Here is a 15,997-nt window from a genome sequence, read left to right as displayed (position 1 = left end):
ACCTCCATGGCAAGTGGCGTTCGCAGTGGCCGGCATGGCTTTAGAGGTTTTGCGTAAATTTACGTATTTATGAGGCGTTTATGAGACCAAGGTCGCATGTATGAATCGGTTCAGCCAACTAGAATGTCATTTATTACCTTAATTTCAAGCATGGGCCCCGGGAGTGTCGCCCGGCTGGTCCACCCAACCGACTCGAAGGAGGCTTCCATGCACGCCCTCACCCTGGCGTCCTTCCTGTTCTTCACGGGGCTGGTCGCCTTCATCACCTGGCGTCTGACGCGGCGCGACGACCACTCCAGCACCAGCGGTTACTTCCTTGCCGGGCGCACGCTGACCTTCCCGCTGATCGCCGGGTCGCTGCTGATGACCAATCTCTCCACCGAGCAGATGGTGGGCCTCAACGGTGCCGCCTTCGCGGATGGCCTCAGCGTGATGGCCTGGGAGGTGGTGGCAGTCATAGCCCTGGTGGCGTTGGCGCTCTTCTTTCTGCCGCGCTTTCTGAAAAGCGGCATCGCCACCCTGCCGCAGCTGCTGGAGATCCGCTTCGACCGGGGTACGCAGCTGATCTGCAACATCATCTTCCTGATCGCCTATGCGGTGATCCTGCTGCCGATCATCCTCTATTCGGGCGCCATGGGGCTGCAGGGCATGCTCGACCTAGAGGGCCTCACCGGCATTCAGTCGCCCACCGTGTTGCTGTGGCTGACCGTCTGGGTGGTGGGCATCATCGGCTCCATCTACGCGCTGTTCGGCGGTCTGCGCACCGTTGCCGTCTCCGACACCCTCAATGGGGTGGGTCTGCTGATCGGCGGCTTCGTGATCGTCTACTTCGGCTTGCAGGCGGTCAGCGACGGCAGCGGGGTGCTGGAAGGTTGGAACATTCTCAAGGAGAGCGACCCGGAAAAGCTCAACTCCATCGGCGGCGCCGAGCAGCAGGTGCCCTTCTTCACCCTGTTCACCGGGGTCTTCTTGATCAACGTCTTCTACTGGACCACCAACCAGCAGATCATCCAGCGCACTTTCGCTGCCAGGACCCTGGCCGAAGGGCAGAAGGGCGTGCTGCTGACCGGCTTCCTCAAGCTGCTCGGGCCGCTCTACCTGGTTCTGCCAGGCATCATCGCCTACCATCTCTACGCCGATCAGGGCGTGCGCGCCGACGAGGCCTACGGCCAGCTGGTGTTCAACGTGCTGCCGCCCTACCTGACCGGTTTCTTCGCCGCGGTGATGGTGGGTGCCATCCTGTCGTCGTTCAACTCGGCGCTCAACAGCACCACCACCATCTTCAGCCTGGGCATCTACAAGGGCGTGCTCAAGAAGGATGCCAGCGAGGAGCAGGTGGTGAAGTCGGGCAAGGTGTTCGGCTGGATCATGGCCGCGGTGACCATGACCATCGCTCCGCTGCTGGCCGGCCAGGAGAGCCTGTTCGGCTACCTGCAGAAGATGAATGCCATCTATTTCATCCCCATCCTGGCGGTGGTGGTGGTCGGCCTGCTGACCCGCTGGGTACCGCCGATGGCGGCCAAGATCGCCCTGGTAGGCGGGTGCCTGCTGATCGCCGCCGGCTACTTCGTGCCGCCCTTCGACAAGCTGCCGGTGATCATGCACGAGTTCCACTTCGTAGCTCTGGTGTTCGTGCTGCTGGTGGCGATGATGCTGCTGATCGGCAGGCTGCGTCCCCGCGAATCTGCCTGGGTGCACGAGGACGTGCAGGCGGTGGACCTGACGCCGTGGAAGGGCGCCGTGCCGGTAGGCGTGGTGCTGGTGCTGCTGGTGGTGATCATCTACGCGGTCTTCGCCGACTTCTGAACCACCGTCACGGCCCGATTCCCGTTGCGCGTGATGCCGCCTCGATGGGTTCCGGCGAGGCGGCATCGTGAGAAGGGCAGCGGAGGGACGCCTCTCAGCCGCGGGGGGTGGCCGGGTAACGCGTCTCCTTGAGGCTGTCCTTGATCTTCTTCAGGTGGGTCAGGAAGTCCTCGCCGCGGCGCAGCGTGACTCCGGTGGCCAGCACGTCGATCAGCGTCAGCTGGATCATCCGCGAGGTCATCGGCATGTAGTAGTCGGTGTCCTCGGGGGTGGGGATGTCCAGGGTTTCGGTGCACTCCCGTGCCAGCGGCGAAAGGGGAGCGGTGATGCCCAGTACCACGGCGCCGCTTTCGCGGGCCAGTCGGGCGATGTCGACCAGCTCCCGGGTGCGCCCCGTCCAGGAGATCACCACCACCACGTCGCCGGTGTGGCAGGCGGCGGCGATCATGCGCTGCATCAGCACGTCGACGTAGGAGGTGACCGGCAGATTGAAGCGGAAGAACTTGTGCTGCGCATCCTGGGCCACCGCGCCGGAGGCACCGAGGCCGAAGAAGTGGATCTGCTTGGCCTGGGTGAGATAGTCGACCATGCGCTCGATCTTGGCCGGGTCGATCTCGCGTCTTGCCTGGTCCAGGGCAGCGATGGTGGCGCCGAAGATCTTGCCGGTGTAGGCGGCCGCCGCATCGCTGGGCTCCACCGCCTGGCTGACATAAGGCGTGCCGCCGGCCAGGCTCTGGGCTAGCTTGATCTTGAAGTCCGGATAGCCCTTGGCATCGAAGCTGCGGCAGAAGCGGTTGACCGTGGGTTCGCTGACCGAGGCGGCCTGCGCCAGGCTGGCGATGCTCAGGCCCGTGGCGCGAGCCGGGTCGGCGAGAATCACATCGGCCACCTTGCGCTCGGAGCGATTGAGTTCATCGAGGCGCTGGCGTATTCGCTGGAGCAGGTCGTGATCGGCCATGGTGTCGGAGATCTCCATACGTGGGGCGGTGGGCAGTCGGTTCGTCTCGGGTTCGCCGATGATGTGGTGATTTTACGACATCATGTCCGGCATGCCACCTCATCGCCGGGAAACGATACGAAAGAGGCGTGCCAGGCGGAGATTTTTATTTGGTAAGATTACGTCTATGATTGCGCGGTGACGCTATTATGGCGTACATTTTTTGGTAAATTAACCAGATGGGAGTCGGTATGAACGCAGCCATGCGGTCAAGCGAGGAGAGCGCTTCCGCCATCGATCTGGCGCTCTTCGGCGCCTTGGGCGACCTGTCGCAGCGCAAGCTCTATCCCGCACTCTACCATCTGGATCGCGAAGGGCTGCTGGACGATGACATGCGCGTGCTGGGACTGGCGCGCCAGCCACTGGACGCCGCAGCGTTTCGCAAGGAGGTGGAGGCGGCGCTGGCGACCCACGTCAAGGCCGCCGAGCTCGAGCGTGCGACGCTGGCACGTTTCCTGGCTCGTCTCGACTATCGTCAGCTCGACTTCACCACCGAGGAGGGCTTTGCAGCGATCCGCGAGTGGCGCCAGGAGGGAGCGGAACGGCCGCTAGTGGTCTACCTGGCGGTGGGGGCGAACCTGTATGGCGATATCTGCCGGCACCTCGAAGCCAGCGGCAGCCTCGACGAGGCGAGCCGTGTGGTGGTCGAGAAGCCCATCGGCTACGACCTCGACTCCTCGGCCGAGATCAACGATGCCATCGGTGGAGTCTTTCCCGAGTCGCGCATCTACCGCATCGACCATTACCTGGGCAAGGAGACGGTACAGAACCTGATCGCACTGCGTTTCGCCAACCCGCTGTTCGGTACTCAATGGAACCAGAACCACATCTCCCACGTGGAGATCACCGTGGCCGAGAAGGTGGGCATCGAGGGGCGCTGGGGATACTTCGATGAGGCGGGCCAGCTGCGCGACATGGTTCAGAACCATCTGCTGCAGCTGGTCTGCCTGATCGCCATGGATCCGCCGGCCAATCTCGATGCCGACGCCATCCGTGACGAGAAGGTCAAGGTGCTCAAGGCGCTGAAGCCGTTCAGCGAGGCGTCTCTGGGGCGCGACGTGGTGCGTGGCCAGTACATCGCCGGCACCATCGACGGAGCCAGCGTGCCGGGCTACCTGGAGGAGGAAGGCGCCAACCGGCGCAGCGACACCGAGACCTTCGTGGCGATGAAGACCGAGGTGGCCAACTGGCGCTGGGCCGGGGTGCCGTTCTACATCCGCACCGGCAAGCGCCTGCCCGAGAAGCTCTCGCAGATCGTCATCCACTTTCGCCAGCAGCCGCATTACATCTTCGACCCCGATCAGCGCAACTTGGCCGCCAACAAGCTGGTGATCCGCCTGCAGCCCGATGAGGGCATCGCGCTCGAGGTGCTGACCAAGGACAGTGGTTTGGACAAGGGCATGCGGCTGCGTCGTGGCCCACTGCACCTGGACTTCAACAGCGCCTTTCCCAAGACGCGAATTCCCGATGCCTACGAGCGGCTGTTGCTCGAGGTGATCAAGGGACGGCAGTATCTCTTCGTGCGTCGCGACGAAGTGGAGCACGCCTGGCGCTGGTGCGACGGCCTGATCGAGGCCTGGCACGACCTGGGCGAGGCGCCGCGCCGCTATCCGGCCGGCTCCTGGGGGCCCGTCGCCTCCATTGCCATGATCACCCAGGATGGCCGCAGCTGGTACGAAGACTACTGATGAGGGAGAGAGGCCGACGCCATACTCTCGCAACCGCCATCACCGTTCAGGACGCCAACGGCCGGTACGAGGACGACTGACATGAACGCATCCCCCCGTGAGCAACTGGCCGAGCAGCTCGCCGAAGCGGCGGCCGCCGCGCTGCGTGCCGATCTGGCTTGCCATGAGCGTGCGCTGCTGGTGGTTTCCGGCGGCTCCACGCCAGTACCCTTCTTTCAGGCGCTCGCTGCCGCCGAACTGCCCTGGGAGCGTGTCGAAGTGACGCTCGCCGACGAACGCTGGGTGGCCGAGGACGCCGCCGACAGCAATGCCCGCCTGGTGCGCGAGCACCTGTTGCAGGGACCGGCGGCTGCCGCAACCTTCGTGGCGCTGACCAGCGACCATGCCACCCCCGAGGAGGGGGTGACCGAGGTGGCCGGTCGGCTCGAGCGCCTGGCCTGGCCGGCCAGTCTGGTGGTGCTGGGAATGGGCGGCGATGGCCACACCGCCTCGCTGTTTCCTGACAGTCCCGAGCTCGCGCTGGCGCTTTCCACCACCGAACCGGCGGTGGCGGTGCGCACGCCCAGCCAGCCCCAGCCGCGCATCACCTTGAGTGCCGACCGCCTGCATCAGGCGCGCCGCCACCTGTTGCACATCACCGGCGACGACAAGCGCGCCGCGCTGGCGCAGGCGCTCACGGGCGACGACACTCGCGAGTTGCCGATTCGCGCCTTTCTTTCCTGCCCATTGGCCGTCTACTGGGCCCCCTGACCGATCACCGCCGAACGCTTCTGGAGTGCTTGCCATGACCATCGACAAACAGCTGCCATCCACGCGCACCACCGAGCTCGACAGCATCTGCCTCAAGGCCGAGGTGATCCCGGTGCTGGCCATCGAGCGGGTGGAAGATGCCGTGCCCCTGGCCCGTGCCCTGGTGGACGGCGGCCTGACGGTGCTGGAGGTGACCCTGCGCACCGATTGCGCCCTGGAGGCGATCCGCCGCATCAACGAGGCGCTGCCCCAGGCCAGCGTCGGCGTGGGTACCGTGCTCACGCCGGCGCAGTACCGTCAGGCCGAACGGGTGGGGGCGGACTTCGTGGTCACGCCCGGCACCACCGAGGCGCTCTATCGTTATGGCGTGGAAAGCCCGGTACCGATGCTGCCCGGCGTGGCCACCGTCTCCGAGCTGATGGCCGGCTGGCAGTACGGCTATCGGCGCTTCAAGTTCTTTCCCGCCGAGGCCAGCGGTGGCGTCAAGGCGCTCAAGGCTTTCGCCGGCCCCATTCCCGAAGCGCGCTTCTGCCCCACCGGCGGCATCAATCTCGACAATGCCGAAGACTATCTGGCGCTGAAGAACGTCATGTGCGTGGGTGGCTCCTGGCTCACCCCCAAGTCGCTGGTTGCCGCCGAGGACTGGAACGGCATTCGCCAGCTCGCGCGCGAGGTGGCGGAGCGTTTTCACCACTGAAGGTTTTCCTTCCCATGCTCTCGTGACGGCCTGGCCGTCCTTTGCACCCGGCCTCATCGGCCGGGTTTTTTCGATGCAAGATGCATCGTCCTCCCCCGCGGTCCCGCACATCAGCGGGTTCTGTGGCAAGCCGGTCCTCCGGCGGCTCGACGCCCCGACGCAAGAGCCGCAATGCCCTCTGCCCCGGTCGCTCAGGAGCGAGAGCGTCTCTTGTGCGGCTGCTTTTTGACCGATTTGCCGCCCACGGTATCGCCCGTGTCGGCTGGATCGGCATCGCTGTCGTCGGCTGCGCTGTCGTGGAAATGACCGCGCACCAGTGCCAGCAACCCCTGGGTGGAGGCGTCGAAGTCCTGGCTTCGAGAGTCGATGCGGCTGCTGATCTCGCCGGCGATCTGCTTGCCGAGCTGAACGCCCCACTGATCGAAGGAGTTGATGTTCCAGATCACCCCCTGCACGAACACCTTGTGTTCGTAGAGCGCGATCAGCGCTCCCAGGTTCTTGGGCGTCAGCTCGTCGAGCAGCAGGGTGCTGGAAGGGCGATTGCCCGGGCAGCTGTAAGGGTCTAGCTGGCCGCCTTTCTGGCTGCCCTCCATGAAGGCGTTGGCCTGGGCCAGCATGTTGGTGAGCAAGGCGAAATGGTGATCCTCGAAGCCCGGTTCGGGCTTGAGCGAGGCGATGAAGTCGATGGGCACGTAGCGGGTGCCCTGATGGAGCAGCTGGAAGAAGGCGTGCTGGCCGTTGGAGCCGGTCTGCCCCCAGACGATCGGGCCGGTCTTGTAGTCCACCGGCTGGTTGAAGATGTCCACCGACTTGCCGTTGGACTCCATGTCCAATTGTTGCAGGAAGGAGGGCAGCTGGTGCAGAGCCTGGTCGTAAGGAACGATGGCGTGGGTCTCGGCACCGTGGAAGTTGATGTACCAGATGCCGATCAGCGCCATCAGCACCGGCATGTTGTCGCGGAACGGGGCCTTGAGGAAATGCTGGTCCATCTCGTAGGCGCCTTCGAGCAGTTCCATGAAGCCGTCGAAGCCGATGGAGAGCGCGATGGGAAGGCCGATGGAGGACCACATGGAGTAGCGCCCGCCCACCCAGGCCCAGAACTCGAAGACGTTCTCCTCGCGAATGCCGAACTCCATGGCCGCGGTCTTGTTGGTGGAGGCGGCAATGAAGTGGGCGCCCACGTCGGCGTCTTCGCCGGCGTTCTCCAGAAACCAGCGGCGTGCCGTCTTGGCGTTGAGCAGCGTCTCCTGGGTGGAGAAGGTCTTGGTGGAGACGATGAACAAGGTGGTGGCCGGGTCGAGGCGGTTGAGCACCTTCTGGATGTGGGTGCCGTCGACGTTGGAGACGAAATGGAAGCTGAGATCGGGATGACGGTACTTGAGCAGCGCCCGGCAGGCCATGTTGGGCCCCAGGTCGGAGCCGCCGATGCCGATGTTGACCACGTCGGTGATGCGCTTGCCGCTGTAGCCGGTCCATTCGCCGCTGCGAACCGCGTCCGAGAAGCGCTGGATCTGCTCTCGGGTACGCTGGATTTCCGGCATCACGTCCTTGCCGTCGACCATCAGCGGCCCTTCGCCCAGGGTGCGCAGGGCGGTGTGCAGTACCGGGCGATTTTCGGTGACGTTGATGATGTCGCCGGAGAACATCTGTGCGCGGCGTTGCACCAGCGCCGAATGTTCGGCCAGTTCGATGAGCGTGTCGAGCACGTCTTCCGAGACCTGGTGCTTGGAGTAGTCGAGGAACAGTCCGCCGACGCGCAGGCTCATCTTGTCGAAGCGTTCGGGATCGGCGGCGAAGTAGTCGCGGATGCGGTCGTTGGCGGTCTCGGCGTGCAGGCGCTCGAGCGCCTGCCAGGTAACGCTGCGGGTCAGGTGGAACATGGGGGCGCTCCAAGGTGTTGAGTCGGTAAGAGAGTGGTTGCGAACGACTGCGCTCGCCCATGCCGTGTTGGAATCATCCTCGCGCGCGAGCTCGGTCCTTTCTTCGACTGATTCCGCCTGGCCTGGTCGTCGCTCGTGACTTTTGCAAAGACTCTCCAAGATGCCGTTTATGTAATAATACTACAAGACTGGGCGTACAAGGCGAAGCCATCGAAAGCCTCGCCGGTTTCTAGTAATAAAACATCATGGGCGGCCCTCGGCCTGCCCATGACGTTGCCGGATCAAGCGTTGGCGGTGACGGCGACGGGCGCAGCACTCCGCTTGAGCGCAGCATAGCCGAGCCCGGTGACCAGCGAACCGATGACGATGGCGCCGAGGTAGAGGAATGCCGGCGTGATGGCGTTGGGAATCAGTAGCACGAAGATCCCGCCGTGGGGCGCCATCAGCTGGGCGCCGATCAGCATGGAGAGCGCGCCGGTGATCGCTCCGCCGATCATGCTCATGGGGATCACCCGCAGTGGGTCCTTGGCGGCGAAGGGGATGGCGCCCTCGGTGATGAAGCAGCAGCCCAGCACCAACGACGCCTTGCCGGCTTCGCGCTCCGGATCCGAGAACTTCGACCTGGCTACCAGGCTGGCGATGCCCATGCCGATCGCCGGCACCATGCCGGCGGCCATGATCGCCGCCATGGGGCCGTAGGTCTCGGAGGCCAGCAGGCCCACGCCGAAGGTATAGGCGGCCTTGTTGACCGGCCCGCCCAAATCGAAGCACATCATGGCACCGAGCAGGATGCCCAGCAGCACGGCGTTGGCCGAGCCCATGGTCTCGAGAAAGGCGGTCAGCGCCGAGAGGACGGCCGCCACCGGCTCGCCGATCACGTAGATCATCACCAGTCCCGTGACCAGACTCGCCACCAGCGGGATGATCAGGATCGGCTTGAGCGATTCGACGCTGGAAGGGAGCTTGACGTGCTGCGCTACCGCCTTGGCCACGTAGCCGGCCAGGAAGCCGGCGAGGATGCCGCCGATGAAGCCGGCGCCGATCTCCGAGGCGAGCATGCCGCCGATCATGCCCGGGGCGATGCCGGGGCGGTCGGCGATGGAGTAGGCGATATAGCCGGCCAACACCGGAATCATCAGCGCAAACGCCGTGCCGCCGCCGATCTGCATCAGTGCCGCGGCTAGCGTGCCCTCTTGCTCGAAGGCCTCGATGCCGAACACGAAAGAGAGCGCGATCAGCAGGCCACCGGCCACCACCATGGGCAGCATGAAGGAGACGCCGGTGAGCAGATGCTTGTAGACCCCCTTCTCCTTGACGCTCTTCTTGGCCTCGCCGCTGCCGCCGGCGCTCTCCACCGTGGCCTGCTCCAACGCCGCCTCGATGGTGGGCTTGGGTCTCTTCAAGGCGTTGCCGGTGGAGGTGCGGTAGACGCGCTTGCCGGCGAAGCGGGTGGGATCCACCTCGATGTCGCAGGCCAGGATCACCACGTCGGCGTCGCGGATCTCCTCGTCGGTGAGGGCGTCCTGGGCGCCCACCGAGCCCTGGGTTTCCACGCGGATCGCATGGCCCAGCGATTTTCCGGCCTCGCTCAGCGATTCCGCAGCCATGAAAGTATGCGCCACCCCAGTGGGACAGGCGGTGACGGCGACGATCTTGCGGCCGGCGTCCCGATGGGCGGTGGTCTGCTGGGTCAGCGGCGCCTCGCTCTCGGTTGGCGGCGCGTACTCGGTGGCCTCGCGACTAGCGCGTTCGAGGAAGGCCTGCGGGTCGGGCAGCGCCGCGTCGATGGGTGCCTGGAAGAGTCGCTTGCCGGCAAAGCGTTGCGGAGCGGGCACGTGGTCGGCGGCGATCACGATCAGGTCGGCGGCGGCGATCGCCTCGGCACTGACCGGGGTCAGCGGTTCGAGTTCGCTGTGCATCTCGACTTCCACTTGCCAGCCGAGGCGGCCGGCGGCCTGTTCGAGACGGCGGGCAGCGAGGAAGGTGGTGGCCATGCCGCTGGGGCAGGCGGTGACGAGGATGGCGTTCATGCGAAGGCTCCCCCCGCATCGACGTCGTTGAGGCGCCGTACGCGGGTCTGCTGTTGGAGTTGCGGGAAGTCGGCGGCGTGGGGGTCGCCCACGCCGACGTGACGGACGGACTCGGCGGAAAGTGCCGTGGCCAGGCGCAGAGTCTGCTCGGCGGTGTGCCCCGAGAGCACGCCGTGCAGCAGGGCGGCGACCAGGGTGTCGCCGGCGCCTACCGTGCTGACCACGGCGAGGCGCGGCGGCATGGCCTGCCAGGCGCCGCGCCGGCTGACCCACAGCACCCCTTGGTCGCCGGCGGAGATCAGCGCTTCCTCGATGCCCTCGGCGTAGAGCCGCAGTGCGGCCGAGAGTCGCGCCTCGACGCTCTCCAGGCGGCGTCCCGCCCAGGCAGCCAGTTCGTGCTCGTTGGGCTTGACCGCGGTGGGGCGAGCGGCGATGGCGGCGGTGAGCGCCTCGCCGCTGGTGTCGACCCATACCGCCAGCCCGGCACCGCGCAGGCGGGTGACCAGGCTGGCGAGGTTCTCCGCGGTCACGCCCGGTGGCAGGCTGCCGGCGATCACCACGGCATCGGGTCGGCGGCGAGGATCGGCCAGGCGCGTATCGAGGCCGTCGAGCAGACGCTGCCAGGCAGTCTCACCGATGGTCGTCCCCGGCCCGTTGATGTCGGTGACCCGACCGTCGGCCTCGGCGAGCTTGGCGTTGATGCGCGTCTCGCCGGGCACGCGCAGGAAGGCGTCCTCCACGCCCAACGCTTCGAAGGCGCGCAGGAAGGGGCCGTCGTTGTCGGCGCCGAGAAAGCCCGACACCGTGACGTCGTGCCCCAGCGCGACCAGCACGCGTGCTACGTTGACGCCCTTGCCGGCGGCATCGAGGTGGGTTTCTCGAGTGCGGTTGACCGCACCGGGCTCGAGTCGCTCGAGGCCGATCGACAGGTCCAGCGCCGGATTGAGAGTGAGAGTGAGCACGCGGGCCATCAGCGCACCTCCAGGACGTTGCGTACCGCCTCGCTGGTGGCCTGAGCCAGCGCCAGCCCGGCCTGAGTGCGTGCCTCCTCGCAGTCGAACTCGCGCAGGCGCGCCTTGACCAGCGGCACCTGGCGGGCGCTCACCGAGAGCTCGTCGATGCCCAGGCCAACCAGCACCGGCACGGCGGTGGCGTCACTGGCCAGCTCGCCGCACACCCCGACCCACTTGCCGTGGGCATGGGCGGCCTGCACGGTCATCTCGATCAGTCGCAGCACCGCCGGATGCAGCCCGTCAGCCTGGGCGGAGAGCTGAGGATGGTCGCGGTCGATGGCCAGGGTGTACTGGGTGAGGTCGTTGGTGCCCACCGAGAAGAAGTCCACCTCGGCGGCCAGGCTCGGGGCGAGCAGGGCGCAGGAAGGCACCTCGATCATCACGCCCAGTTGCAGATCGCTGGCGCGCTGCTCGGCAGGGATTTCCTCGAGGAGGCGGTCGACGATCTGCCGGGCGGTGCGAAACTCCGCCACGTCCTTGACCATCGGCAGCATGATGCGCAACGGCTTGCCGGCGGCGGCCATCAGCAGGGCGCGCAATTGGGTCTCGAGCACCTCGGGACGGGTCAGGGTCAGGCGAATGCCGCGCAGGCCGAGGAAGGGGTTGGCCTCCTGGGGTACCGGCCAGTAGGGCAGCGGCTTGTCGCCGCCGACGTCCAGGGTGCGCGCCACCAGCGGCCGGCCGTCCAGGGCATCGAGCGCCTCGCGGTACTCGGCGATCTGGGTGTCGAGATCGGGCAGCTTGGCGTGGGCCATGAACAGGAACTCGGTGCGCAGCAGCCCGATGCCTTCGGCGCCGCGCGCCACGGCATCGGCGGCGTGGGCCGTGTTGCCCAGGTTGGCGGCCACCTCGACGCGGTGGCCGTCGCGGGTGCGTGCCTCGTCGAAGCGGGCCTCCCAGGCCTCGGCTTCGCGCCGCTCGCGCTCGGCCAGGCGCTGCTGTGCAGCGTCGCGCCGCTCGGCGGAGGGGGCCGGTGTGATGCGCCCGCGCTCGCCGTCGAGGATCAATTCGGTACCGCCCTCGAGCGTCATCACCCGCGGTCCGGCGCCGACCACGGCGGGGATGCCCAGCGCTCGGGCGAGAATGGCGCTGTGGGCGGTGGCGCCGCCGCGGGCGGTGAGCAGGCCGCGTACGCGGCGGGTGTCGAGTCGCGCCACATCGGAGGGACCGATGTCGTCGGTGACCAGGATGTACGGATGGTCCGGCGGGTCGGGCAGCTTGACGTCACACAAGATGCCGAGAACGCGGCGCCCCACGTCGCGCAGGTCGGCGGCGCGTTCGGCGAGCAACGGGTCGGCGAGCCGCTCCTGGGCCTGGGCCGCGGTCTCGATGGCTTCCCACCAGCCGGCTTCGGCCGAGGCGCCTTCACCGATCGCCTCGCGGGCTGCCTGGTGCAGCTCGCCGTCCTGGAGCATCTCCTCGTGCATGGCCAGTATCTGCGCGACCTCGCCGCCGCGGGCCTCGCGGACCAGCGCCTCGAGCTGTTCGGCGCCCTCGCGGATCGCCGACTCCAGGCGCTGGGTCTGGGCGACGGGGTCGTCGGCACGCTCCGGATAGTCGAAGCGCGGCGTTTGCAGCACGAAGGCCGGAGCGATGGCCAGCCCCGGCGAGGCGGCCACGCCGGGGTGGGGCTCGTCGGCGGGCAGTGGCTCGGGCGGCGGGGCGTCGTCCTCTCGCGGAGCGACGTGTTCGCGGCTTTCGTCGAAGGGCAGCACCGCTTCGCCGAGCCCGCTCGACACGGCCTCGCACACCGCGGTCAGCGCCGCCTCGGCGTCCTCGCCCTCGGCGGAGAAGGCGAGCTGCTGGCCGCGCCGCGCACCGAGGTTGATCACTTTGGTGAGGCTGGTGGCCGAGACTGGCTGGCCGCCCGCTTCGGCGAGGCGCACGCGAACGGGCACGGCCTGTTCGCGGGCCACCTGCACCAGCTGCTTGGCGGGGCGGGCGTGCAAGCCATGGGCGTTGAGCACGCGGGCCAGCCGGGTGTGGGCCGTGGTGGACTCGCCGGAGAGACGCGCCAGCACGGTGGCGGCATCGGCGCCGCGCAGCGCTTGGCCGGCGCCGCTCTCGAGGAGAGCGAAGAGGCGCTCCAGCAGGCTCTTGTGAGCGCTGCCGTCGGCGGCCAGGCTGAACACCCCAGTGACCGCCTCATCCGCCTCTCGCAGGGTCGTTTCGGGAGTTGCCAGGGCGAGCGCCGGCGTCTCGACCCCGCGGCCGCTGGTGGCCAGCCACAACCCCTGGCCCAGGCGCACCGGGGCGTGCTCGGCCACTGCGGCGACGAAGTCGCTGCCCACGCAGCCGAGCTGGCGCAGCCGAGCGGCACCGGCCAGCGCCAGTTCGCGAACGTCGTGCGCGGGAAAGTTCAAGCACAGGGTGTCGGCGTCCAGGCGCGCCTCGACCGCGGACTTCGACAGCAGCCGTGCCACCGCAGCGGCCGACTCGGCTGCGGCCAGGCGCTGGGCGACGCTGTCGTCGTCGAGCACGTGGGTGAGCTGGCGCAGGATGTCGAGATGCTCGTCGCTCTGGGCGGCGATGGTCACCAGCACATGGACGCGCTCGCCGTCGTGCCATTGGACCCCAGCGGGGAACTGCAGTACGCGGATGCCCGTGGCACGCACGTGCTCGCGACTCTCGGCGGTACCGTGGGGAATGGCGATGGCGTTGCCGAGATAGGTGGAAGACTGTGCCTCGCGGGCGTAGAGGCCGTCGCGATAGGCGGGCGCCACCAGTTCGGCGGCTTGCAGTGCCTCGGCGGCCTGGTCCAGGGCGTCGCGCCAGTCCGAGGCCTGGCAGCCGAGCCGGATGTCTTCCGGGCGTAGGGTCAACATGGGGCTCTCCTCTATGCCGGCTCGCCATGGGTGGCATTCGGGTGCCGGCAGCGGCAGTCGTTGACGGTGGGCTGAATCGTGTCACCTGCTATGATTCAATGCTGGATCGATTCATGCATTTTGGCAAGGCGAGCCATCTTAGACTTTGGCAGGGGGCGGGGAGACCGATGAGTCGCGTAAACTGGGTTTCCTGGCAATGAGGAAGACCATGACACTCGCCGAAATCGCGCGCCTGGCCGGCGTGTCGCGTACCACCGCCAGCTACGTCATCAACGGCAAGGCCGAGGAGCGGCGCATCAGCCCCGACACCGTCGAGCGGGTGATGGCCGTGGTGCGTCAGCATCGCTACCGGGTGGATGCCCAGGCAGCGGCGCTGCGTCGGGGCTCGAGTCGAACCCTGGGGCTGATCGTTCCCGATCTGGAGAACGTCAGTTACGCGCGGCTGGCCAAGCGCCTGGAGCGCGGCGCCCGGGAGCAGGGCTATCAACTGCTGATCGTCGGTTCCGACGACCGGCCCGAAGCGGAGCGCGACCTGGCTGCGGCGCTGCGCGCCCAGCGCTGCGAGGTGTTGATCACGGCGAGCTGCCTGCCCCAGGACGATCCCTTCTATCGTGAGCTGATGGCCGACGGCCTGCCGGTGGTGGCGGTGGACCGCGGCTTCGACCCGGCCCACTTCGCCAGCGTGGTGAGCAACGACCGCGAGGCCGCCGAGCGCTTGACCCGCTCGGTGCTCGATGAACGGGTCGCGAGCGTGGCCTGGCTCGATGCCGTGCCGGCGCTCTCTATCACCGGTGAGCGGCGCGCCGGTTTCGAACGGGCGCTGGCGGGACGCTCCCTGCAGCCGGTCATCCTGTGCGCCGAGCGCTACGACCGCGCCGAAGGGGCGCGGCGGATGCGCGAGCTGCTCGACCGCCATGGATTGCCAGACGCCCTGGTCACGGCGTCCTACACGCTGCTCGACGGCGTCTTCGACGTGCTGCTCGAGGAGGGCGGCCTGCCGCAGGGGCTGCGCCTGGCCACCTTCGGCGACAGCCGCCTGCTCGACTTCCTGCCGCTGCCGATCAACTCGGCGGTGCAGGACTACGATCGCATTGCCGCCGCGACGCTCACCGCCGCCTTGGCCGCCGCGCGTGGCGACTACCGGGCCGGCGAGCAGATGGTGCCACGCACCCTGCGCTGGCGGTTGCCGGAGCGGCTGGCGGTGGAGTAGCCGGCGGCAGCCGTTGTACCGGGAGTTCAGGCTTGCGATGATTCCTGGTACTTCAGGTTGGCTTCGGGTGGCGCATCGTGGACAAGTTCGAGAGAAGGCTGGATCAGGCTGCCCGGACGGCCTGGCTGTCCTACGTCGGTGGGCGTACCCAGGACGAGATCGCTGCCCAGCTCGGTGTGTCGAGGCCGGGCGTGCAGCGCTTGCTGGCTCTCGCTCGGCAGGAAGGTCTCGTCAAGGTCCACATCGATCATCCGATCGCCAGTTGCATGGCGCTCTCCGAGGCCCTGTGCGAACGCTATGGGCTGGAATTCTGCGACGTCGTTCCCGCCGATCCGGACGATGCTTCGGCCAACAGTGCACGTTACCTGGCCGTTGCGGCGGCCGAGCGGCTTTCCCACTATCTGAACCGTACCGAGCCGCTGACGCTCTCGCTGGGCACCGGTCGTGCCGTGCGCGCCATGGTCGAGGCCCTGAGTCGCATCGATCGTCCCCAGCACCGCTTCGTTTCCCTGGTCGGCAACGTGGCCCGCGATGGCTCCTCCAACCGCTATGACGGGGTCATGGTGCTGGCGGACAAGACCGGTGGAGAGCGTTTCCTGCTGCCGGCGCCAGTGGTTGCGGATTCGCTGGAAGAGAGCGATGCCCTGTGCAGACAGCGCCTGTATCGTTCGGTGGCGGAAGTGGCGCGCCAAGCCGAGGCCGCTTTCATCGGGGTCGGGCGTATCGACCGTCAGGCGACCCTGTTCCAGGATCACTTCATCAGCGAGAAAGAGCTCGAAGAGTTGATCTCCGGTGGGGCGGTGGGCGAACTCCTGGGGTGGCCATTGAACCGGCACGGCAAGGTCATCGATTGTTCCATCACGCGTCGTGTGACCAGTCTTCCGCTGTCCATCTTCCGTGACCGACCACTGGTGGCCGTGGCCGGCGGGCGCGACAAGGGGGCGGCCCTGAGTGCGGCCCTGCGCGGGGGGTGGCTCAAGGGGCTGGTCACCGACGAGGGGGCGGCACGGCTGATCGTCGAGAGCGCGGACTGAAGGCCTGTCTCGTCCTAAAGTCTAACTTGGCGGCTTTGCTTTTTTTGGGGTCTTGTTCGATCATTTG

Annotated in this window: 11 protein-coding genes; 6 read left to right on the top strand and 5 right to left on the bottom strand. The window is 67.1% G+C overall.

The annotated features are described in order from the left end of the window. Nucleotides 1-207: 207 nt before the first annotated feature. Complete coding sequence (locus BLP96_RS08540; RefSeq protein WP_089685129.1) at nucleotides 208-1,806, top strand: solute:sodium symporter family transporter; 1,599 nt, start codon at nucleotides 208-210, stop codon at nucleotides 1,804-1,806. Between the two features lie 94 nt (nucleotides 1,807-1,900). Here the strand turns inward: BLP96_RS08540 and BLP96_RS08535 are convergent, their stop codons facing one another. Further along, the gene (locus BLP96_RS08535; RefSeq protein ID WP_089685176.1) at nucleotides 1,901-2,764 is read right to left on the bottom strand and encodes a MurR/RpiR family transcriptional regulator; all 864 of its coding nucleotides are present in this window, start codon (nucleotides 2,762-2,764) and stop codon (nucleotides 1,901-1,903) included. 230 nt (nucleotides 2,765-2,994) lie between these two features. Here BLP96_RS08535 and zwf point away from each other — a divergent pair, with 230 nt between their 5' ends. The 3 genes from zwf (at nucleotide 2,995) to BLP96_RS08520 (ending at nucleotide 5,938) form a co-directional block, all read left to right on the top strand. Further along, nucleotides 2,995-4,491, top strand: a complete 1,497-nt coding sequence (zwf, locus tag BLP96_RS08530; protein WP_089685127.1) for a glucose-6-phosphate dehydrogenase — start codon at nucleotides 2,995-2,997, stop codon at nucleotides 4,489-4,491. A gap of 81 nt (nucleotides 4,492-4,572) precedes the next feature. Then, nucleotides 4,573-5,241, top strand: coding sequence for a 6-phosphogluconolactonase (gene pgl / locus BLP96_RS08525; protein WP_089685125.1), 669 nt, complete (start codon nucleotides 4,573-4,575; stop codon nucleotides 5,239-5,241). 34 nt (nucleotides 5,242-5,275) lie between these two features. Then, nucleotides 5,276-5,938, top strand: a complete 663-nt coding sequence (locus BLP96_RS08520) for a bifunctional 4-hydroxy-2-oxoglutarate aldolase/2-dehydro-3-deoxy-phosphogluconate aldolase (RefSeq protein WP_089685122.1) — start codon at nucleotides 5,276-5,278, stop codon at nucleotides 5,936-5,938. A 191-nt stretch (nucleotides 5,939-6,129) separates the two neighbouring features. On the opposite strand, the gene pgi is transcribed toward BLP96_RS08520, so the two are convergent. From pgi to ptsP, 4 genes are all read right to left on the bottom strand, one after another. Further along, nucleotides 6,130-7,818, bottom strand: coding sequence for a glucose-6-phosphate isomerase (pgi, locus tag BLP96_RS08515; protein ID WP_245682203.1), 1,689 nt, complete (start codon nucleotides 7,816-7,818; stop codon nucleotides 6,130-6,132). Between the two features lie 281 nt (nucleotides 7,819-8,099). Next, nucleotides 8,100-9,848 (bottom strand): PTS fructose-like transporter subunit IIB, encoded by a 1,749-nt coding sequence (locus BLP96_RS08510; RefSeq protein WP_089685120.1) that lies wholly within the window; start codon nucleotides 9,846-9,848, stop codon nucleotides 8,100-8,102. Next, nucleotides 9,845-10,819 carry a 1-phosphofructokinase gene (gene pfkB, locus BLP96_RS08505; protein ID WP_089685118.1) on the bottom strand — a complete coding sequence of 325 codons (975 nt, stop codon included), beginning with the start codon at nucleotides 10,817-10,819 and terminating at the stop codon, nucleotides 9,845-9,847. Before pfkB ends, BLP96_RS08510 begins: the two co-directional genes overlap by 4 nt. Next, nucleotides 10,819-13,686, bottom strand: coding sequence for a phosphoenolpyruvate--protein phosphotransferase (gene ptsP, locus BLP96_RS08500; protein ID WP_089685116.1), 2,868 nt, complete (start codon nucleotides 13,684-13,686; stop codon nucleotides 10,819-10,821). Before ptsP ends, pfkB begins: the two co-directional genes overlap by 1 nt. Before the next feature lie 208 nt (nucleotides 13,687-13,894). On the opposite strand from ptsP, the gene cra reads away from it, so the two are divergent. Both cra and BLP96_RS08490 read left to right on the top strand, forming a co-directional pair. Further along, entirely contained in the window at nucleotides 13,895-14,896 is a 1,002-nt protein-coding gene (gene cra, locus BLP96_RS08495) for a catabolite repressor/activator (protein WP_089685114.1), read from the top strand. A 77-nt stretch (nucleotides 14,897-14,973) separates the two neighbouring features. Continuing rightward, the gene (locus BLP96_RS08490) at nucleotides 14,974-15,930 is read left to right on the top strand and encodes a sugar-binding transcriptional regulator (protein ID WP_089685113.1); all 957 of its coding nucleotides are present in this window, start codon (nucleotides 14,974-14,976) and stop codon (nucleotides 15,928-15,930) included. Nucleotides 15,931-15,997: the final 67 nt, after the last annotated feature.

Source organism: Billgrantia gudaonensis (assembly GCF_900100195.1).
GTDB classification, from domain to species: domain Bacteria; phylum Pseudomonadota; class Gammaproteobacteria; order Pseudomonadales; family Halomonadaceae; genus Halomonas; species Halomonas gudaonensis.
Note: the sequence above shows the minus strand (reverse complement) of the source record. Positions and strands in the feature narration are given on the sequence as shown.

Excerpts from the sequence above, each read along its gene's own strand:
- pgi (WP_245682203.1), bottom strand. The coding sequence starts at position 7,818 with ATGTTCCACCTGACCCGCAGCGTTACCTGGCAGGCGCTCGAGCGCCTG.
- BLP96_RS08540 (WP_089685129.1), top strand. The coding sequence starts at position 208 with ATGCACGCCCTCACCCTGGCGTCCTTCCTGTTCTTCACGGGGCTGGTC.
- BLP96_RS08535 (WP_089685176.1), bottom strand. The coding sequence starts at position 2,764 with ATGGCCGATCACGACCTGCTCCAGCGAATACGCCAGCGCCTCGATGAA.
- cra (WP_089685114.1), top strand. The coding sequence starts at position 13,895 with ATGACACTCGCCGAAATCGCGCGCCTGGCCGGCGTGTCGCGTACCACC.
- pfkB (WP_089685118.1), bottom strand. The coding sequence starts at position 10,819 with ATGGCCCGCGTGCTCACTCTCACTCTCAATCCGGCGCTGGACCTGTCG.
- BLP96_RS08510 (WP_089685120.1), bottom strand. The coding sequence starts at position 9,848 with ATGAACGCCATCCTCGTCACCGCCTGCCCCAGCGGCATGGCCACCACC.
- BLP96_RS08520 (WP_089685122.1), top strand. The coding sequence starts at position 5,276 with ATGACCATCGACAAACAGCTGCCATCCACGCGCACCACCGAGCTCGAC.
- ptsP (WP_089685116.1), bottom strand. The coding sequence starts at position 13,686 with ATGTTGACCCTACGCCCGGAAGACATCCGGCTCGGCTGCCAGGCCTCG.
- zwf (WP_089685127.1), top strand. The coding sequence starts at position 2,995 with ATGAACGCAGCCATGCGGTCAAGCGAGGAGAGCGCTTCCGCCATCGAT.
- pgl (WP_089685125.1), top strand. The coding sequence starts at position 4,573 with ATGAACGCATCCCCCCGTGAGCAACTGGCCGAGCAGCTCGCCGAAGCG.